Here is an 18,569-nt window from a genome sequence, read left to right as displayed (position 1 = left end):
GAGACACCTGAGCAGGGCTTCCGGGCGTGGTTCGCACCACACCCGGTGGCCCCACGGGTCACGCCGCCCACCGGCGCGGGGCGGCTCAGCCGAGCCGGTTGATCGGTACGTCCCGGGCGTCGGCGGTGACCGCGAGCCCCTCCGGCAACGGCCGGACCTCCCGCACGGTGAGCTGGAACGGCAGGTCGGGCAGGGGGACGTCGATGGAGATGCTGCGCGCGTAGTTGTTGAGCAGCACCCGGGCCATCGGCACGTTCGGCAGGCCCTCGGCGTCCAGGTCGCTGAAGCGCAGCGCCACCTGGCCCTGCTCGCTGACGCTGACCTCGGCGTTGCCGGTGACCGTCAACTTCTGCCCGAGGATGTCCACCGGCGCGGTGACCGCCAGCTTGCCGTCCTCCTCGGCGAGCTTGAGACCGGGCCGGTCGAGGAACGCCGCGAGGCTGTCGTAGCTGACCGTCCCGGTGCCGTCGACCCGGTCGGCCACCACGTCCCCCTGGCCGGAGCGGATGGTGTCCAGCGACGCGGTGACGCCCCGGGCGTCCACGTCGAGTTCCGGCAGGTTGACCGAGTTGCCCTCGACCGTGCCCTGGACATCGCGCAGCCGGATGGTGATCCGTTCGTACTTCCCGTTGAGCACCTGGGTGAGGAAGGGGAAGCCGCCGACCTCGACGTCCGGCGGTTGCGCGCTGGCGTCCTGCTGGGTCAGCTCCTGGCGTACCTGGTCGGCGATGGCGTCCTCGGCGACCCCGGCGGCGACCCGGTCGGCCACCACGACCAGTCCGACCAGGATAAGGAGCAGGACGAGCAGGCCGACGAGGATCTTGCGCCCCCGCCGCCGGGGCCGTTCGTCGTACGCCGGGTAGGCCTCGGTCACGCCGCCTCCACTCTCACGTCCGGTGTCGCCTGGGGCACACCGGTGGTACCCGATGGGCCCGCGCCCCAACCGTGCGGCCGGGGCGCGGGGTCAGAGGAACAGTACGCACACGAAGTAGGCGGCCGGCGCGGCGAGGGCGATGCCGCCGAGCGGCCCCTGCATGTGCCGGGCGATCCAGAACGTGGGCGTCTCGCCGGCCATCAGCCGGCCCGCCTCGGCGTACCCGACGGCGAGGTCGGCCAGGACGGCGGTGGCCGCGGTGACCAGGCCGACCAGGGCGCCGCTGGTCGGCGTGAAGCCGACCAGGAAGCTGCCGAGCACGCTGCCGGCCAGGGTGCCGAGCATCGCGCCCAACACCACCCCGGCCGCTCCCCGGGGCACCTGCGGCGCGAGCCGGGGCCAGGGGAGCACGGCGTCGGTGATCCGCGCCACGGTGAGCGCCAGCGCGGTGGCGGTCAGGCTGACCGTGATGGTCTGGGTGCCGGCCGGGATCCGGCTCAGCGGCAGCAGGGTGGCGAATCCGGCCACCCCGGCCATGATCAGCAGGGTGGTGCCGAACGAGTCGGTGACCCGCTGCCGGTCGACCCGCCGGACGAGCTGGCCGAGCACGGCGACCACGAGACCGCCCACGGCGACGTAGAGCAGCGGGAGCAGCCGGGCCTCGGCCGACCGTACGGCGACGGTGTCGACGACCCCGGCGGTGGCCGCGCCGACTCCGGCGACGGCCAGCAGGGCCGGCGGACGGGTGGCCATCGTCCAGGCCAGGACGAAGAGGAGCTGCACACCGAAGACGACAGTGGCGAAGGGCAGCCGGTGACTGGGGCCGGAGGTCTGCGCGGCGAGGACCAGCCCGAGGCCGAGCAGCACGGCGAAGCCGGCGATGGTCAGCGAGAGCGGCTTGTTGATCTCGACCGGCTCGATCTCCTCCTCGTCGAGCTCGTCGTCGTCGGCCTCGTCCTCCGGGCGACGTGCCGACGGACCGCCGGGCCGGAATCGGCGGGGGCCGCGCCGCTTGCGCGGGCCGACCAGGTCGTCGAGGCCCGGTCCGGTACGCGGCGGGGGGAAGCCGGCCGGTGGGCCGTCGTCGGACCAGGGGTCGGGGCCGGCGGCGGGAGACGCGGAGGCAAACACGACACGATCGTGCCAGACCCGACCACGTGCGGGGCGCACGCCGTTTCACGGACGTTAAAACCTGTGCCGCAAGTGTGGACAACCCCGGCAAACGGGAAAAGCCCCCGAGGTTGACCACGGACAATCGGTTAGGCTCAAGCCCTGACCTGCCCGCCAGCGACGCCGGGACCACGAGTTCTCAGCGCCGCACCCCGTCCTGGGTGCAGTCGCTGGTCGCGCGCGGCTCACCGCCGCCGGACGGAGGTGATCGTGTGGAGATCCTGCTGCTGGTGACCGCACGCGCAGGCGAACCATCCGCCGTACTGCCGGCGCTCGACCTACTGCCCCACTCGGTCCGGACCGCGCCACGTGACGTGCGGACCCTGGTCGCCGGCCCCAGCCCGGACGCGGTCCTGGTGGACGCCCGGTCGGAGCTGAGCGAGGCCCGGGCGACCTGCCGCATGCTGCACGCCACCGGCCTGGGGGTGCCGCTGGTCGCGGTCGTCACCGAGGCCGGACTGATCGCGCTCAACGCGGACTGGGGCGTCGACGACGTCATCCTCGCCAGCGCCGGCCCGGCCGAGGTGGAGGCCCGACTGCGGCTGGTGGTCGGCCGGTTGAGCAGCGCCACCGCCGGTACGGGGGGTTCCATCCGGGCCGGTGAGCTGACCATCGACCCGGACACCTACGCGGCCAAGCTCAAGGGACGCCCGCTCGACCTCACCTACAAGGAGTTCGAGCTGCTGAAGTTCCTCGCCCAGCACCCGGGCCGGGTGTTCACCCGCGACCAGCTGCTGCGCGAGGTCTGGGGGTACGACTACTTCGGCGGCACCCGTACGGTCGACGTGCACGTCCGGCGGCTGCGCGCCAAGCTCGGCTCGGAGTACGAGTCGATGATCGGCACCGTGCGGCAGGTGGGCTACAAGTTCGTCGTCCCGCCGTCGCGCTCGCTGCCCGAGACGGAGCACGCACCGCTGCCGGTGTGAACCGTTTACCCCTTTCCGGGGGCTAGTTCCGGAATGTCCTTCTCATTCCATTGGCCGCTCCTACTCTGACTGGCGAACCAGCCGGAGAAGGGGGCGACGGTGCACAGGACAACCGAACCAGCGACGGGTGGCCCGTGCCGGCCACCCCACTCCGGGGCACCCGCCCGCCCTCGTCCGGCGGGCCTCTCCGGCACGCTCACCAGCCGGCGGGGTGCCTGATGTCCACCGCCTCGTCCCACCGCGCTCTGGGAATCGTGGCCCTGGTGGCCGCCGCGCTGCTGGGCTCGGCGTACGCCATCGGCTACAGCCTCATGGGGAACGAGGGCGACCCGGTCCCGGCCGCCCCGAGCAGCGCCCCGCACGTCGCCGCACAGCCCCCGGCGACCGGCACACCATCGCCCGACACCACGGCGGACGAGCCCGCCCCCGAAGGCGTCAACGAGGGCGGCCCCCACGGCACCCAGATGACCACCGGCACCGGGCAGGTGACCCTCACCTTCGACGACGGTCCCGACCCGTACTACACCCCGCAGACGCTGGCGGCGCTGCGCGCGTACCGCGTCACGGCGACGTTCTGCCTGGTCGGCGAGAACGCCCAGGCACACCCCGACCTGGTACGGGCGATCGTGGCCGACGGACACAGCCTCTGCAACCACTCCTGGAACCACGACGTGCTCCTCGGTAGCCGCACCGAGCAGACGATCCAGGCCGACCTGCTGCGCACCAACGAGGCGATCCGGGCAGCCGTGCCGGACGCCCGCATCGCGTACTACCGGCAGCCCGGCGGCGCATGGACGTACCCGCTGGTGTCGGTGGCCCGGAACCTCGGCATGGTGCCGCTGCACTGGACCGTCGACCCGAACGACTGGCAGGCCCCGGGCGCGGCCAGCATCGCCGGCATGGTCAACGCGGCCACCATGCCCGGTTCCGTCGTGCTGCTGCACGACGCGGGCGGCGACCGTCAGGGCACCGTCGACGCGCTGTACTGGATCCTGCCCAACCTCACCAGCCGATTCCGCGTCGCCGCCCTGCCCCCCGACCTGTAACCCGGCGCTCCCCTGCTCCCCCGGTGCTTCCTGGTGCTCCCCGTTGCTCCCCGCGCGGCTCGGTTGGGCTTGGCTTGGTTGGTTGGGCTTGGCTGGTAGCAGGGGACCCCTCCTCATCAAAAAGCGGTAACAGGGGTCCCCTGCTACCACGCAGGCCGGGCGGAGCAGGCGGGCGGAGCAGGCGGGGCGGGGCGGAACCGGTCGGAACCGTTACCGTGGCGGGGTGGCAGACGGCGGCGTACGGGATGACAGCGTGACGGGCGTTCGGGTGGACCGGGCCGATCGGCTGGACGAGGCGGGGATCGCCGACGTCCTGGCGCTGGCGCGGGCGGCCGGGGACGCCGACGGCGCGGACCCGCTGGACGAGGCGGTGCTGCTCCGGCTGCGGGACCCACGGGCCGCCGCGGTGCACCTGACCACGCGGACGCCCGAGGGCCGGCTCGTCGGATACGCGCACCTCGACGTCACCGCGCCGGCCCAGGGCACCGGCCTCGATCTGGTGGTGCACCCGGCGTACCGGCGGCGCGGACTGGGCCGCGCGATCGCGACGGCGGCGCTGGCCGAGGTGAGTGGGGCGCTACCGGTCGAGGTGAGCGGGGCGGCACCGGTCGACGCGGGCGGGCAGCCGCAGGTCGGCACGGGCGGGCAGCTGCGGCCCGACGCGGTCCGCGCCTGGGCGCACGGGGACCATCCGGCCGCCGCCGCCCTCGCCGTGGACCTCGGATTCGGCCGCGCCCGGGTGCTCTGGCAGATGCGCCGGTCGCTGACCGGGCCGCTGACCGGACCGCAACTGCCCGACGGGGTGACGCTGCGCGCCTTCCGCCCCGGCACGGACGACGACGCCTGGCTGGCGCTCAATGCGCGGGCCTTCGCCGAGCACCCCGAGCAGGGCCGTTGGAGCGCCGACGACCTGCGGGTACGGTTCGCCGAGCCGTGGTTCGACCCGGACGGTTTCCTGCTCGCCGTCGAGGAGTCGACCGGCCGGCTGCTCGGCTTCCACTGGACCAAGGTTCACCAGCGGGCCGGCTCGACCCCGATCGGCGAGGTCTACGTGCTCGGGGTGGACCCGACGGCGCACCGGGGTGGGCTGGGCCGGGTGCTGACCGCTGCCGGGCTGGCGTACCTGCGCGAGCGGCGGGGCCTGGACCGGGTGATGCTCTACGTGGACGAGTCGAACACCGCCGCGGTGGCGCTCTACCTGCGGCTCGGTTTCGCCCACTGGTGTGCGCACGTCAACTACCACCGGGGCTGACTGCCTCCCCTGCGTGGACGGACCGTCGGCCGGCGGTCCCGTTGCCGGCCGACGGTCCGCCGGATCGGCCGGCACGCGGACCAACGGGCCGCCGGGTCAACCGGCGGACGGACCAACGGGCCGACAGTCAGCCGGCACACGGACCAGCGGGCCGCCGGATCAGCTGGCTGACGGATCAGCCGGCGGCGGTCGGCCGGAGCAGTCGGCCGCCCCGGCGCGGGCCTGCTGCCACTGGCGGGCCTGCTCGGCCGTCATCCAGTAGAAGGTCCCGGCACGGTCGTCGAGGCTGCCGGTGACGTACCGGTTCAACGGCATCCCCAGTTCCCGGAAGGTCGGGTGGGCTCGCAGCATCCGGGTCATCCCGGCCAGCGCGCCGCCGAACCGGTGCCGGGAGACGTCCACCTCCGCGCAGATCGTCTCCGCCGACAACCACTCGTCGGGGCGGGCGGCGAGCAGGTCCAGGACCTTGAGCACGGTGTCGTGACTCTTCGACCGTCCGGTCGCGAACCGCCGCAGCTCCGCCACCGACCACCGGCCGGCGAGGTCCGGCGGGGCGGGGCGGGCGGGCGGTCGGGCCGGTGGGCGTACGTCGCCGCCCTGCCGGTCCAGCTCCGCCAGGAGCGCGGCGACGTGCCGCACGTACGCGACCGGGACGGCGATGTGCACGAGGTCCGCACCGACGTCGTGAGTGACCACATCACCTTCCTTCGGATGGAACGGTTCCGGCCGACCCGGCTCGGGGAGCCCGGGTCGGCACGGTGCCGGTCAGCCGAAACGTCCGGTGATGTAGTCCTCGGTCCGCTTGTCGCCCGGATTTGTGAAGATCTTCGAGGTCTGGTCGAACTCCACCAGCCGGCCGTGCCGCACCTGCTGCTCGTCCACCTCGGCGGTGAAGAAGGCGGTGTAGTGGCTGACCCGGGCGGCCTGCTGCATGTTGTGGGTGACGATCACGATGGTGTACGACTTCGACAGCTCGTGCATCAGGTCTTCGATCTTGCTGGTCGCGATCGGGTCGAGGGCCGAGCAGGGCTCGTCCATCAGGATCACGTCCGGCTTCACCGCGATCGTCCGGGCGATGCAGAGCCGCTGCTGCTGGCCGCCGGAGAGGGCCAGGCCGCTCTTGCGGAGCTTGTCCTTCACCTCGTCCCAGAGCGCCGCGCCGGTCAGCGCCTCCTCGACCTGGTCGTCGAGGCTGCCCTTGATCCCGTTGATGCGCAGCCCGTACGCCACGTTGTCGTAGATCGACTTCGGGAACGGGTTGGGCTTCTGGAAGACCATGCCGATCCGACGGCGCACCTGGATCGGGTCGACGCCCTTGGCGTAGATGTCCTGGCCGTGGTAGGTCACCGAGCCGGTCACCCGGGCCCCGGGGATCAGGTCGTTCATCCGGTTCAGCGAGCGCAGGATGGTCGACTTGCCGCAGCCGGACGGCCCGATCATCGCGGTGATCTGGTTCTGCCGGATCGGGATGGTGGTGCCCCGGACGGCCTCGTAGCTGCCGTAGTGGACGCTGACGTCCCGCAGCTCCATCACGGTGGTGTCCCCGGCGGAGTGCGGGCCGGCGGCACCCCAGCCCTCGCCGGGCGCGTTGATGGCGACGGACGGACGGTGGTCGGTCGCGGTGCGGTGCTGGGCCATGGTTCAGCGCTCCTTCAGGGCGAAGCGGTTGGCGATGAGACGGGCGACGACCGTGAACAGGACGACGATCACGATCAGGGTGAGGGCCGCCCCCCAGGCCCGGTCCTGGGCACCGATGAAGGGCTGGCTGGCGTTGCGGAAGATCTGCGCGGGCAGGGCGGTGTTGGTGCCCTCGAAGAGGTTCGGGTTGGCGGCGAAGGTGATGCCGGTGACGATGATGATCGGCGCGGTCTCCCCGGCGGCGCGGGCCACCGCGAGCAGCGAGCCGCTGGTGATGCCGGAGATCGCGGCGGGCAGCACGACGGTGAGGATGGTCCGCCACTTCCGCGCGCCGAGGGCGAGGCTCGCCTGACGCAGCTCGTCGGGGACGAGGCGGAGCATCTCCTCGCTGCTGCGGATCACCACGGGAAGCATCAGGCAGGCCAGCGCGAGCGACCCGGCGAAGCCGGAGAACTCGCCCACCACCAGCACCCAGCCGATGTAGACGAACAGGCCCATGACGATCGACGGCACGCCGGTCATCACGTCCGCCATGATCCGGATGACCCGGGCCAGCGGCTTCTGCTTGCCGTACTCGTTGAGGTAGATCGCGCCGAAGACGCCGAGCGGGATCGCCATCAGCGAGGCCATGCCGGTGATGATCAGGGTGCCGACGATCGCCGGCCCCATGCCGGGGCCCTCCCGCCGGTACGAGTTGGGGATGTCGGCGTTGAGGAAGTCGAGGCTCATCACCCCGCCGCCCCGGCTGACCACCGTCCAGGTGACCAGGCCCAGCGGCACCACGGCGAGCAGCACCGTCAGGTAGATGCCGCCGGTGGCCAGGTGGTTGACGATCCGCCGGCGGACGGACAGGGCACGCCCGGACAGGTCGGGCACGACCGGGGTACGGGTGCCGGGCTCGACGGTGGCGGTCACGCCACGCCTCCCCTCATGCGGGCCTCCGCCCGGCGCACGATGGCCTGGGCGGTCAGATTGATCGCGACGGTCATCGCGAAGAGGACGACGCCGAGCCCGATCAGGGCGGCGGTGAAGGTGCCGGTGGACTCGCCGAACTGCTGCACGATCACGGCGGCCATGGTGTTGCCCGGCTCGAAGACGTTCGCGGAGATGTTGGTGGCCCCACCGATGACCAGGGCGACGGCGATCGTCTCGCCCATCGCCCGGCCCAGGCCGAGCATGACCGCGCCGACGATGCCGCCGAAGCTGTGCGGGAAGACCGCGCCCCGGATCATCTCCCAGCGGGTCGCGCCGAGCGCCAGGGCGGCGTCCTTGTCGGCCTGCGGGACGGTGCCGAAGACCTCGCGGCAGATCGAGGTGATGATCGGGGTGACCATGATCGCCAGGATCAGGCCGGCGGTCATGAAGTTCCGGCCGCTGGCCGCCTCGCCGAAGACGCTGCCGAGCACCGGCACGCCGCCGAAGACGTCGTGCAGCCACTGGTAGAACGGCACCAGCTTGGGCGCCAGCACCAGGACGCCCCAGAGACCGAACACCACCGACGGTACGGCCGCCAGCAGGTCGATCACGGTGATCGCGGTGCCGCGCAGCCGGCGGTGCGCCAGTTCGGTGATGAACAGCGCGATGCCGACCGACACCGGCACGGCGATGAGCAGGGCGATCAGCGAGGAGATCGCGGTGCCGTACATGAAGGCCAGCGCGCCGAAGACGGCCTCGCCGGCGCCCGGGTTCGGATCCCAGGTGTCCTCGGTGACGTAGCGCAGGCCCATCTCGGCGAAGGCGGGCCAGGCCTCCCGGACGGTGGTCACCAGGATGAGCGCGAGGATGGCCAGGACGAGCAGGCCGGTGCCGAGCGTCCACCAGGAGAAGGCGCGATCGGCGAGAAGGCCGCCCCGCTGTGGCGTCAGGGTCGGCCTGGTGTCGGGTTTGTTCTCTGTGATGGTCACCTTCACTCCAGTGGCGGCGCGGCTACCCCGGCGGGGACGGGACCGGCTTTGCGGTCCCGTCCCCCGTGGGCGGTGCCTGTGCGATCTGGCTCGGATCAGCCCTGGATCTTGTCGAGCTGGGCGAGCGCCTTGTCCTTGAGCGAGGTGGGCAGCGGCGCGAAGTCGACCTCCTCGGCCAGCTCCTGGCCGTCGGTGAGGATGTACTTCACGAAGCCCTTGACCAGCTCGGCCTTCTTGGCGTCGTCGTACTTGGTCTTGACCAGGATGTAGGTCGGGGCGGTGATCGGGTACGACGCTGCGCCGGCGGCGTTGAGCGGGTTGTAGCTCAGGTCCTCCTTGATCTCCGCGCCCTCCAGGCCGGCGGTCGTGCCCTCCAACGAGGGAACGACGTACTGGCCGTCCTTGTTCTTGATCGCGGCGAAGGTGAGCTGGCTGGCCTTGGCGTCGCTCAGGTCGACGTAGCCGATGCCGCCGTTGGCCTGCTTGACGATCTGGGCCACACCGGTGTTCTTCTCGCCGCCCTGGGTGTTCGACGGCCAGGCCACGGTGTCACCGGTGCCGAGCTTCCAGACGCCCGGCGCGGCGGCCTCGAGGTACTTGGTGAAGTTGTTGGTGGTGCCCGAGCCGTCCGAGCGGTGCGCCACGGTGATCGGGGTGTTCGGCAGGGTCACGCCAGGGTTGTCGGCGGCGATCGCCGGGTCGTTCCAGGTCTTGATGTCCGTCTGGAAGATCTTGGCCAGCGTCTCCGGGCTGAGCTGGAGCTTGTCCACGCCCTGGAGGTTGTAGCTGACGGTGATCGGGGCGGCCACGGTCGGCACGTAGAGGAAGGAGCCAGCAGCGACGCCGTCACTGTCCTTCACCAGGCTGTCGCTGCCGGCGAAGTCGACCAGGTTCTCGCCGAACTGCTTCTTGCCGGTGCCGGAGCCGGTCGCGTTGTAGTTGACCGTCACGTCCGGGGCGACGTCCTTGAAGGAGGTGATGACCTCCTGGTAGTAGGCGTCCGGGAAACTGGCACCCGAGGCCTTCAGCTCACCGGAAAGGCTCGCGTACTCGCCACCGCTGCTGCCGGCAGCGGCGGGGGTGTCGTTGTCGTTGTCGCTGGAGCCACAGCCGGTGAGAGCCAGCGCGGCGAGCGCGACGCCGGCAAGGACGCGCCGGGAGAGCACGTTGCGGTTCACCTCAGAATTGCCTCTCTCTTGGGGTTGGGCCGGACCTCTCGGGCCTGACCGATGTCGAAGCTAAGCGGGCCAGGTAGCCGGCTCCCCGGAGCTTGGTTAACCGAAGGTGAACAGGTCGCCAGGAAAATGTTGCCGTCGACTGAGGCGCGGCTGTCCGAGGTGTGAACGGATCGAGGCGTCTGCCCGGCGGAGGTCGGGAGGTCAGAGGACGCCGCGCGCCATGTCGCCGCTGACCAGGTAGGCCACCCGACGGGCGACGGCGACCGCGTGGTCGGCGAAGCGCTCGTAGTACCGGCCCAGCATCGCCACGTCGATCGCCGCCTGCACCCCGTACGGCCAGGCGTCGGTGAGCACCGTGAAGAGGCGTTCGTACTGCACGTCGAGTTCGTCGTCGTCCAGGCCGAGCTGGATGGCGTCCAGCCGGTCCCGGGTGACCAGGACCAGGGCGGCCTTGTCGGCGATCCGCGCGGTCGTCTCGGCCATCGCGCCGATCAGCGGACGCACCGGCGGCGGCACCACGGGTGCCGGGTGCCGGGCGAGGACGAGCTTGGCGATGTGCGCGGCGAGCACGTCCATCCGGTGCAGTTCGGTGTTCATCCGCAGCGCGGCGAGCACCAGCCGCAGGTCGGAGGCGACCGGCTGCTGCCGGACCAGGGCGAGCGGGACCAGCTCGTCGATCCGGCGGTGGGTGACCGCCCGCTCGGCGACCTCGGCCAGTACCGCCCGCGCGCCGTCCGGTTCGATGTCGAGCAGACACACGCTGGCCCGGCGGATCGTGCCCGCCACGTCCCGGCTCACCGTCGCGAGGAGTCCGGCGAGCCGGTCGAGCTGCTCGGAGTGGTTGCCGTGGTCCATCGCTCCCCCGCCAGGCTCGCCGGTCGTCCCGGCCTGACGACCGGCCGTACCGTCACCGGCCGTGAATCGTCGGCCCCCACCACCATTCCCTGCGACCGGCGGAAATGCCAGCCCGGGGCAGAGTGGCCGGGATCGCGGGTGGCGGAAGGGGGCGACAATGCCGGCCATGCCGAAGGACGTCGCCGCGTTGACCTTCTCCGACAGCCGCTACCGTCACCTGTACCCACCGGACGGCGAGGGCATCTACGGCGTCGGCACCGTCGACGAGTGCGACCATCTCACCGTGGACGGGGCGGGCCGGATCGCCTGGAACCGCCGTCCCACCCCGGACGACGTCACCCGGATGCGCAGCCTGCACCTGTGCCCGAGTCCGGCCCAGCTCCGCCGACCGGCCCTGCCGCCCTGGCTGGCGACCCTGCCGGCGCTGCGCAGCCTGGCCCTGCCGACACCGCTGCTTCCGCTGCTGGACCGCGACCGGGTGCCGCCCGGCCTCGCCACGTTGATCGTCGGACGCGACGCCAGGTTTCCGGCGCCGACCACCCCGGTCGACCTGGCGTACGCCCTGCCGGGGCTGCGCGGGCTGCTCGTCGCCTCCGCCGCGCCCCGTCCCGGTCCGGCTGATCTGATCGGTCCGCTCCCGGCCCTGGAGTTCCTCGCCACCCCGCTGCACCGGCAACGCCGGATGCTCGACCGGGTGGCCGAGCTGGACACGCTGCGCCACCTGGAGCTGTCCCACCTGGGCGACCTGGACGTCTTTCCCCGGCTGACCGTTCCGCTCCGGGCGCTGGAACTCGCCGGCACCGGCCGGGCGTTCCCGATCGACGGCCTACGGGGCCTGCCCACCGTCGCGGCGCTGCGTCTCAACTCGATCGGCGCGGAGATCGACTGCGCGGTCTTCCGGGACCTGCCCGAACTGACCGACCTGACCGTACTGAACTGCCGGCGGCTCCGGAACGTGGAGGCGTTGCTGGACTGCCCGAAGCTCGCCCACCTCACGGTCGTCAACTGTCGCGACGCGTTCGGCGCGGCCACGCGTGCCCTGTTCCGGGAGCGCGGCTTCGCCCGTCTCGACGTCGACTACGCCTGATCTGCCGCCCCCTGCCGGACGGCCCCGCTCTTTATGGAGATCCCGCCACACTTCGAGGGAAGCTTGCCTTGCTGAGCTGCCACGGCTAACGTCTGCCCCCCGTCCACGCATTAAGGCAAAGGACGTGCGTCTATGGACCAGACCTGCAACGAGGCCGCCTGGAATGTTGCAGGCGCAGCTCCCGCGATGTCCGCCCTGAGTGGGCTCATCAGCGGCTTCATGTTCGCGGGTCTGATCGTGCTGCTGGTCGAACGCCAACCCCGAATTCCGTCGGCGCGTATCCCGGCGCTCACCCCGTTTCTCGCGGGGTTCATCGCGCTCGGACTGTGTTCCTACCAGTTCGTGTTGATCTCCGGCGAGAGCGATCAGGCCTGCCGCCGGATCTGGGCGGCAACCGCCGTGTCGAGCGGGATGCTGGCCGTGGGCACGGTCGCCGCCGTGGGCGGGATCGTCCTCCTCGTGCACGCCTACTTCGACCGAGCGACGAGCGCGCCGGGCGTGGACGTCCATTCCGATCCGGCGGGCGCACCGGAGCGCCTTCTCCGGGTCACCTTTCTCAGCATTGCGCTGATTTCGGAGATCCTTCTGCTGGGACGAGTCGGCGAAGCCCTCTGGGTGTGGCTGGGATTGCCCAGAGACTGGAAAACCGTCGGACCCGTACTGGTCGTCACCGGGATCGTGATCTGCTTTGCCTGGATCACGGGGTACGCCTTCGGGTCACCGCACCGGGAGCGCCAGCCTTCGGACCCGAACCTTCGTCGGCTGAACACCGCATCGCTCCTGACCATCCTCTTCTCGGCCGCCGGGACAGCCATACTCGGTGCGCTGCTCGCCATCGTCAACGGCGACTGGAACAAGGCGGATTCCTGGCTCGGCTGGCTGTTCGCCGTACCGAGCGTCGTCATGCCGAGCATCGCCATCTGGCTGTTCACCAGAGGAGTGCTCGGCATGCTGGACTCGTGGTCCGCGCCGGCCGAGAAGGAACTCACCCCCTCGTAAGCAGCCAGCGGACACACTTCCGTCCTGGCCGGCACGGAGCAGGTTTCCTACGACGGCCGGCTGCGGCGCGGCGGGCTCCTCAGGCCAGGCCGAGCGCGGTGGCCAGGCGCGCGACGCCGGCCGTGGTAGGCCCGCCCGAGGAGTCCCGGCAGGCGGCAACGGCCCTGCTCTCCGAGCCTGCTTGCGGGCCGGGCGTTTGGATGGCTCGGCTGAGGCCCGGGATGAATCTGGGCCAGTGCCTCGTCTTTGAACGTCGACCGGGTCATCGGTTGGTGCACGCACATTCGTTACCGCACGCAGATGTGGCAGCTCAGCTGTACGACACGCCGAGCGGATCACACCTCAGGCAGCCACGAAGCCTCGGACACCCAAGTGCCGGGGTGACGATCCGCGGTCCACCTCGTTGTCGATGGTGGCGTCGATCCACTGCCACTGGCGGACCGTCATGGTCACCGCGTACGCCTTCGCATCGTCGAAGCTGTGGTCACTGGTTCTGCTCACCGATCACCCCTGACTCCCGTGGTGAACGGATGCAGATCATGACCGGAAAACCTCGACAACACTGATCGTGACGACAAAGCCCTTCGCGTAGCTGGCACGGCACCTCGGCACCAGCGGCAGCGCGGGCATCAGTCCAGGGTGAAGTAGGGCGTGTCGCCGTCGAGGTCGGCCAGGCGGGGCGTGATCGGGGTGGCCGCGTCCCGATCGGCCGCGAGCCGGGCCACGTCGGCCAGGTCGCCGGCCGCCGCCACCTGTGCAAGCGTGAGCAGGGTCGGCGGCAGCATGGTCAGCTCACCGGCCGCCGACCGGCGCAACGCGTCCGCCGGGCTGATCCACAGGGTGTGGTCGGCCTCGCCGGAGACGTCACGGGTCCGCTGCCCCTCGGGCAGCAGGGCCACGAAGAAGTACGTGTCGAAGCGGCGCGCCTCGAACTCCGGGGTGATCCACCGGCTCCACGGCAGCAGCAGGTCCGACCGCAGGGTCAGCCCCCGGCCGGTCAGGAACTCGGCGAAGTGCGTACGCCGCTTCTCCAGGTCGACCCGGGCGGCCTCCCAGTCGTCGCCGCTGACGTCACCGACCACGGTCGCCGGGTCCGGGCCGGCGAGCAGCACGCCCGCCTCCTCGAAGACCTCGCGGGCGGCGGCGCACACCACCGACCGGGCCGCCTCCGACGCGACACCCAGCCGCCCGCCCCACTCCTGGGGGTCGGGACCGGCCCAGCCCGGGTGCGCCTGGGCGTCCGACGGGTCGACGCCGCCGCCGGGGAAGGCGTACATCCCGCCGAAGGCCATCGCCGCGACCCGGCGGATCATGTAGACCTCGAACCCGACGGCGGCCGGGCGCAGCAGCAGCACGGTGGCCGCGACCCGGGGCACCGCCGGGGTGCTCCCCTCGGCGCGGAACCGGCGGGCGTGCTCGACCAGGGCGGCCGGGACGGGAAAGCTGCCGCTGTCGATCGTCATGGCGCGAGCCTAGTTCCCCGCGCCTTCCCCGACGACCGCCGCCGTCCCGCCCAGCGGTCGGGACGCTGCCGCTGAGGTGGTAGCAGGGGACCCCTCCTCATCAAAAAGCGGTAGCAGGGGACCCCTGCTACCACCCCGGCCCGGCCCTGCTCAGCCCAGCCTGTGCCGGGGCTGCTGCGGGAGCGCGGTCGTCCCGGCGGGTGGATCAACGGTGGGGCTGGGGCGGGAACTGCGCTAGCGTCCGGTCGCATGACACGTTGGGGCATCCTGGCCACCGGAAACATCGCCGCCCGCTTCGCCGAGGACCTGACGCTGGTGCCGGACGCCGAGCTGGTCGCCGTCGGCTCGCGTACCGCCGAGGCCGCCGAGCTGTTCGCCGCCAAGCACGGCGCCGCGCGGGCGTACGGCTCCTGGGCGGAGCTGGCCGCCGATTCCGACCTGGACGTGGTGTACGTCGCCACGCCGCACTCCGCGCACCACGAGGCGACCATGACCTGCCTCGACGCGGGGCGGGCGGTGCTGGTGGAGAAGCCGTTCACGCTCGACCTGGCGGACAGCACCGAGCTGGTGGAGACCGCGCGCTCCCGTGGCGTCTTCCTGATGGAGGCCATGTGGATGCGGTGCAACCCGCTGATCCTGCGGATGGTCGAGCTGGTCGCCGAGGGGGCGATCGGCACGGTCACCGGTGTGCGGGCCGACTTCAGCATGGCGGGGCCGTTCCCACCGGAGAGCCGGCTACGGGCCCTGGCGCTGGGCGGCGGTGCCCTGCTGGACGTGGGCATCTACCCGGTCAGCCTGGCGCACCTGCTGCTCGGGATGCCCGACCACGTGCACGCCTGGGCCAAGATCAGCCCCGAGGGCGTGGACGAGAACACCGGGATCGTCCTCGGCTACGACTCCGGGGCGGTCGCCACGCTGAGCTGCGGTCTGGTCGGGGCGAGCCCGGTGACCGCCTCGGTCGTCGGCACCACCGGCCGGATCGACCTGCCGTCGCTGTTCTTCCGACCCGACTCGTTGACCCTGCACCGGGCCGGTCACGAGCCGGAGACGATCCACTCCGAGCTGGTCGGCAACGGCTACCAGTACGAGGCGATCGAGGTGCAGCGCTGCCTGGCCGAGGGGCTGTCGGAGAGCCCACTGGTGCCGCACGCGACCACGCTGGAGGTGATGGGCCTGTTGGACGACGTCCGCGCCCTGATCGGCGTGGAGTACCCGGCTCGGCGTTAGCCCGTTCGCGAGCGATCACGCCGCGCACCGGGACGGTCGGGTGGTGGCAGGGGTCCCCTCCTCGTCAAAAAGCGGTAGGAAGGGTCCCCTGCAACCACTCAAGCCGTGCGCCGGCGGCACCCCGGAAGCGGGCTCCGCCGGCAGCCGGCGGTGCCGTGATCAGCTGAACAGCGGGCGGACGACGAAGTACATGATCGCGCCGATGCTGCCGGCGGCCGGGAAGGTGAGGATCCACGCGCCGACGATGTTGCCGGCCACACCCCAGCGGACGGCGGAGAGCCGCTTGGTCGCGCCGACGCCCATGATCGCCGAGGTGATCGTGTGGGTGGTCGAGATCGGGGCGCCGAGCACCAGGGCGTTGAAGTAGAGCACGCCGCTGGCGACGGTCTCGGCGGCGAAGCCCTCCGGCGGCTTCAGGTCGATGATCCGCCGACCCAGGGTGCGGATGATCCGCCAGCCACCGGCGTACGTGCCGGCGGCGAGCACGGCCGCCGACGTCCAGAACGCCCACTCGGGGATGAACCCGGGGTCGTCCTGGTAGCCGCCGACGTAGAGGGCGAGCACCACGATGCCGATGGTCTTGGCGGCGTCCTGCATGCCGTGACCGACCGACATGGCGGCGGCGGAGGCGGTCTGCGCCCAGCGGAAGCCCCGGTTGAGCTTGCCCGGGTGCCCCTTCCGGAAGATCCACTGCACGGCGATCATCACGACGTAGCCGAGGACGAAACCGACCATCGGCGAGAGCACCATCGGGATGACGACGTCCCCGGCGATACCGTCCCAGAGCACCGTGCCCGAGGCGGCCACGGTCGAGCCGACCAGGCCACCGATGAGCGCGTGCGAGGAGGACGAGGGCAGGCCGAAGTACCAGGTGATCAGGTTCCAGGTGATCGCGCCGATCACCCCGGCGAAGACGATGCCGAGACTGGCCGTACCGGTGGGGAGCTTGACCAGGCCGCTGCCGACGGTCTTGGCCACCTCGGCGCCGAAGTGCGCGCCGATGAAGTTGCCGACCGCGGCCATGGCCAGGGCGACCCGGGGTGTCAGCGCCCGGGTGGAGATGCTGGTCGCGATCGCGTTGGCGGCGTCGTGGAAGCCGTTGGTGTAGTCGAACACCAGGGCCACCGTGATCACCGCCAGCACGGCGACGAGTTCGGGGCTCACAGGATCAGGACTCCTTGACCGCGATGGTCTCGACGGTGTTCGCCACGTGCTCGAAGGCGTCGCAGGCGGCCTCCAGCTCGTCGGCGACCTCCTTCATCTTCAGCACGGTCAAGGCGTCGTACTCGCCGGAGAAGAGTCGGACCAGCAGCATGCGGTACGCCTGGTCGCCCTCGTTCTCCAGCCGGTTGCACTCGATCCAGTAGTCCTCGAGGTCCTTCATCGACTTCAGCCGCGGCATCGCGTCGGCGGTCAGCCGGGCCTGCTGGTCGAGGACGTTGACCAGTTCGTGCATCTCCCGGGGCAGCGACGGCAGCTTGGTGAGGCCGTACAGGTAGAGCAGGTTGCCGACCGCCTCCAGGTGGTCCATCACGTCGTCCAGGAGCGACCCGAGGCGGTAGATGTCCTCCCGGTCGAACGGGGTGATGAAGGTGGAGTTGATCTTCTTGTACAGCTCGTGGGTGATCTGGTCGCTGTCGTGTTCCACCTCGGTCAGCCGCTCGCTGACCGACTGGACGTCGACGCCCGGCAGGGCCAGCTCGTTGAGCAGCTCCGTACCCTTCACCAGATTCTGCGCGGCCCTGGTGAAGAGCTCGTAGAAAGCGCCCTCGGAGGGGCGGAAGGAAAACTTCACAGCACGGACCTCGTCGTGTCGATGGAAGGGTGACGGCCGCCCGGGGAGAGGCAGTGCCCAGCGCATGCTAGGGAAGGTTCAGGAGCCGGAAAATGCCGGCCCACCCCCGGTCGGATGTCATTCATGCATCGTTCACCCGCCGTTCACCTTGACCCACCCATCCGGACAGCAGTCGCCCCCGTTCCCGCGCGAGATCGACGGTCGGCGGCGGATACCCCAGGTCAAGCGTGGCGAACGTCTCACGCAGCAGGTGCGCCACCGCCCAGTCGCGGTACCACTTCCGGTCCGCCGGCACGACGTACCAGGGGGCGACGTCGGTCGCGCAGCGGGACAGCGCCTCGGCGTACGCGGCCTGGTAGTCGTCCCAGCGGGCCCGGGCGTCCACGTCGGCGGGGTCGTACTTCCAGTGCTTGCGCGGGTCGGTCAGCCGTTCCAGCAGCCGCTCGCGCTGCTCGTCCTTGGAGATGTGCAGCATCACCTTGACCAGGCTGACCCCCTCGGCGGCCAGGTCCTGCTCGAAGGCGTTGATCTCGTCGTAGCGCTCCCGCAGGATCTCCTCCGGGGCCAGCGCCTCGACCCGGCCGATCAGCACGTCCTCGTAGTGGGACCGGTTGAAGATCCCGACGCGGCCGGCGGACGGCAGGGCCCGACGGATCCGCCACAGGAAGTGGTGCTTCAGCTCCTCGTCGGTCGGCGGCCCGAAGGAGGTGATCCGCAGCCCGAGCGGGTTCATCGCGCCGGCCACCCGCTTCACCGTGCCGTCCTTGCCGCCGCAGTCCATCGCCTGGAGGACCAGCAGCACCCGACGACCGTCGGCCGGGTCGACCTTGACCGAGGCGAAGAGCATCTCCTGCTGCCGGGCCAGCTCCGCGCCGACCAGCCGCACCTGCGTCCGGCACCACGACTTGCGGTCGGGGCCGGTCACCGCGACACCGGGCAGGCCGGGTGTGGCGCGCGGGTCGATCGCGGCGAGGTCGACCGGGGTGGCGCCGCCGGGTGCCACCCGGAGCCGCTGCCGGATCCCGCCGTCGACCGGAGGGACGATGTCGGACACTTCGGGTGCGCTCATGCTGCGATCATCACCCAGGCCGCCGCCGCCCGCGCGTCGAGCGCCGGCCCGGCATGGACCCGACCTCATCGGTACGGCAGGGTTGA

At 71.3% G+C, this 18,569-nt stretch carries 19 protein-coding genes; 6 read left to right on the top strand and 13 right to left on the bottom strand.

Going from position 1 to position 18,569, the window contains the following annotated elements:
* Positions 1-85: 85 nt before the first annotated feature.
* Positions 86-874, bottom strand: coding sequence for an LmeA family phospholipid-binding protein (locus QSK20_RS16235; protein ID WP_285789419.1), 789 nt, complete (start codon positions 872-874; stop codon positions 86-88).
* Positions 875-964: 90 nt separating this feature from the next.
* Positions 965-2,005, bottom strand: a complete 1,041-nt coding sequence (locus QSK20_RS16230; RefSeq protein ID WP_285789418.1) for a hypothetical protein — start codon at positions 2,003-2,005, stop codon at positions 965-967.
* 251 nt (positions 2,006-2,256) lie between these two features.
* On the opposite strand from QSK20_RS16230, the gene QSK20_RS16225 reads away from it, so the two are divergent.
* The 3 genes from QSK20_RS16225 (at position 2,257) to mshD (ending at position 5,268) form a co-directional block, all read left to right on the top strand.
* Entirely contained in the window at positions 2,257-2,970 is a 714-nt protein-coding gene (locus QSK20_RS16225) for a winged helix-turn-helix transcriptional regulator (RefSeq protein WP_285789417.1), read from the top strand.
* Positions 2,971-3,188: 218 nt separating this feature from the next.
* Positions 3,189-4,016 carry a polysaccharide deacetylase family protein gene (locus QSK20_RS16220; protein ID WP_285789416.1) on the top strand — a complete coding sequence of 276 codons (828 nt, stop codon included), beginning with the start codon at positions 3,189-3,191 and terminating at the stop codon, positions 4,014-4,016.
* Positions 4,017-4,269: 253 nt separating this feature from the next.
* Positions 4,270-5,268, top strand: a complete 999-nt coding sequence (gene mshD / locus QSK20_RS16215) for a mycothiol synthase (RefSeq protein ID WP_285789415.1) — start codon at positions 4,270-4,272, stop codon at positions 5,266-5,268.
* A 159-nt stretch (positions 5,269-5,427) separates the two neighbouring features.
* Here the strand turns inward: mshD and QSK20_RS16210 are convergent, their stop codons facing one another.
* The 6 genes from QSK20_RS16210 to QSK20_RS16185 all read right to left on the bottom strand — a co-directional run bounded on the left by QSK20_RS16210 (position 5,428) and on the right by QSK20_RS16185 (position 10,843).
* Entirely contained in the window at positions 5,428-5,964 is a 537-nt protein-coding gene (locus QSK20_RS16210; protein WP_285789414.1) for a hypothetical protein, read from the bottom strand.
* A gap of 69 nt (positions 5,965-6,033) precedes the next feature.
* The gene (gene pstB, locus QSK20_RS16205; RefSeq protein WP_145837119.1) at positions 6,034-6,906 is read right to left on the bottom strand and encodes a phosphate ABC transporter ATP-binding protein PstB; all 873 of its coding nucleotides are present in this window, start codon (positions 6,904-6,906) and stop codon (positions 6,034-6,036) included.
* 3 nt (positions 6,907-6,909) lie between these two features.
* Complete coding sequence (pstA, locus tag QSK20_RS16200) at positions 6,910-7,821, bottom strand: phosphate ABC transporter permease PstA (protein ID WP_145837120.1); 912 nt, start codon at positions 7,819-7,821, stop codon at positions 6,910-6,912.
* Entirely contained in the window at positions 7,818-8,810 is a 993-nt protein-coding gene (gene pstC, locus QSK20_RS16195; RefSeq protein ID WP_285789413.1) for a phosphate ABC transporter permease subunit PstC, read from the bottom strand. The genes pstA and pstC overlap by 4 nt, the downstream gene beginning before the upstream one ends.
* Before the next feature lie 95 nt (positions 8,811-8,905).
* Positions 8,906-9,988, bottom strand: a complete 1,083-nt coding sequence (gene pstS / locus QSK20_RS16190) for a phosphate ABC transporter substrate-binding protein PstS (RefSeq protein ID WP_285789412.1) — start codon at positions 9,986-9,988, stop codon at positions 8,906-8,908.
* Positions 9,989-10,189: 201 nt separating this feature from the next.
* A complete protein-coding gene (locus tag QSK20_RS16185) occupies positions 10,190-10,843 on the bottom strand; it encodes a phosphate signaling complex PhoU family protein (protein ID WP_285789411.1) in 654 nt (217 codons plus the stop codon).
* A 166-nt stretch (positions 10,844-11,009) separates the two neighbouring features.
* On the opposite strand from QSK20_RS16185, the gene QSK20_RS16180 reads away from it, so the two are divergent.
* Together QSK20_RS16180 and QSK20_RS16175 are read left to right on the top strand one after the other, a co-directional pair.
* A complete protein-coding gene (locus QSK20_RS16180; protein ID WP_285789410.1) occupies positions 11,010-11,930 on the top strand; it encodes a hypothetical protein in 921 nt (306 codons plus the stop codon).
* 132 nt (positions 11,931-12,062) lie between these two features.
* Positions 12,063-12,929 carry a hypothetical protein gene (locus QSK20_RS16175; protein WP_285789409.1) on the top strand — a complete coding sequence of 289 codons (867 nt, stop codon included), beginning with the start codon at positions 12,063-12,065 and terminating at the stop codon, positions 12,927-12,929.
* A gap of 342 nt (positions 12,930-13,271) precedes the next feature.
* Here QSK20_RS16175 and QSK20_RS16170 read toward each other — a convergent pair whose 3' ends face one another.
* Together QSK20_RS16170 and QSK20_RS16165 are read right to left on the bottom strand one after the other, a co-directional pair.
* Positions 13,272-13,430, bottom strand: coding sequence for a hypothetical protein (locus QSK20_RS16170; protein ID WP_285789408.1), 159 nt, complete (start codon positions 13,428-13,430; stop codon positions 13,272-13,274).
* 128 nt (positions 13,431-13,558) lie between these two features.
* Positions 13,559-14,392 (bottom strand): NUDIX hydrolase, encoded by an 834-nt coding sequence (locus QSK20_RS16165; RefSeq protein WP_285789407.1) that lies wholly within the window; start codon positions 14,390-14,392, stop codon positions 13,559-13,561.
* Positions 14,393-14,641: 249 nt separating this feature from the next.
* On the opposite strand from QSK20_RS16165, the gene QSK20_RS16160 reads away from it, so the two are divergent.
* The gene (locus tag QSK20_RS16160; RefSeq protein ID WP_285789406.1) at positions 14,642-15,619 is read left to right on the top strand and encodes a Gfo/Idh/MocA family protein; all 978 of its coding nucleotides are present in this window, start codon (positions 14,642-14,644) and stop codon (positions 15,617-15,619) included.
* Positions 15,620-15,778: 159 nt separating this feature from the next.
* Here QSK20_RS16160 and QSK20_RS16155 read toward each other — a convergent pair whose 3' ends face one another.
* The 3 genes from QSK20_RS16155 to QSK20_RS16145 form a co-directional block, all read right to left on the bottom strand.
* Positions 15,779-16,783 carry an inorganic phosphate transporter gene (locus QSK20_RS16155; protein WP_285789405.1) on the bottom strand — a complete coding sequence of 335 codons (1,005 nt, stop codon included), beginning with the start codon at positions 16,781-16,783 and terminating at the stop codon, positions 15,779-15,781.
* Between the two features lie 4 nt (positions 16,784-16,787).
* Positions 16,788-17,414 carry a DUF47 domain-containing protein gene (locus QSK20_RS16150; protein WP_088981865.1) on the bottom strand — a complete coding sequence of 209 codons (627 nt, stop codon included), beginning with the start codon at positions 17,412-17,414 and terminating at the stop codon, positions 16,788-16,790.
* A 121-nt stretch (positions 17,415-17,535) separates the two neighbouring features.
* Positions 17,536-18,483: a PPK2 family polyphosphate kinase gene (locus tag QSK20_RS16145; RefSeq protein WP_285789404.1), complete on the bottom strand. Its 948-nt coding sequence runs from the start codon at positions 18,481-18,483 to the stop codon at positions 17,536-17,538.
* Positions 18,484-18,569 lie beyond the last annotated feature (86 nt).

The organism is Micromonospora sp. NBRC 101691 (assembly GCF_030269285.1).
GTDB lineage: Bacteria > Actinomycetota > Actinomycetes > Mycobacteriales > Micromonosporaceae > Micromonospora > Micromonospora echinospora.
This window is presented reverse-complemented; position numbering and strand designations above follow the sequence as displayed.

Excerpts from the sequence above, each read along its gene's own strand:
- QSK20_RS16160 (WP_285789406.1), top strand. The coding sequence starts at position 14,642 with ATGACACGTTGGGGCATCCTGGCCACCGGAAACATCGCCGCCCGCTTC.
- QSK20_RS16185 (WP_285789411.1), bottom strand. The coding sequence starts at position 10,843 with ATGGACCACGGCAACCACTCCGAGCAGCTCGACCGGCTCGCCGGACTC.
- QSK20_RS16220 (WP_285789416.1), top strand. The coding sequence starts at position 3,189 with ATGTCCACCGCCTCGTCCCACCGCGCTCTGGGAATCGTGGCCCTGGTG.
- QSK20_RS16180 (WP_285789410.1), top strand. The coding sequence starts at position 11,010 with ATGCCGAAGGACGTCGCCGCGTTGACCTTCTCCGACAGCCGCTACCGT.
- pstB (WP_145837119.1), bottom strand. The coding sequence starts at position 6,906 with ATGGCCCAGCACCGCACCGCGACCGACCACCGTCCGTCCGTCGCCATC.
- QSK20_RS16175 (WP_285789409.1), top strand. The coding sequence starts at position 12,063 with ATGGACCAGACCTGCAACGAGGCCGCCTGGAATGTTGCAGGCGCAGCT.
- QSK20_RS16145 (WP_285789404.1), bottom strand. The coding sequence starts at position 18,483 with ATGAGCGCACCCGAAGTGTCCGACATCGTCCCTCCGGTCGACGGCGGG.
- QSK20_RS16165 (WP_285789407.1), bottom strand. The coding sequence starts at position 14,392 with ATGACGATCGACAGCGGCAGCTTTCCCGTCCCGGCCGCCCTGGTCGAG.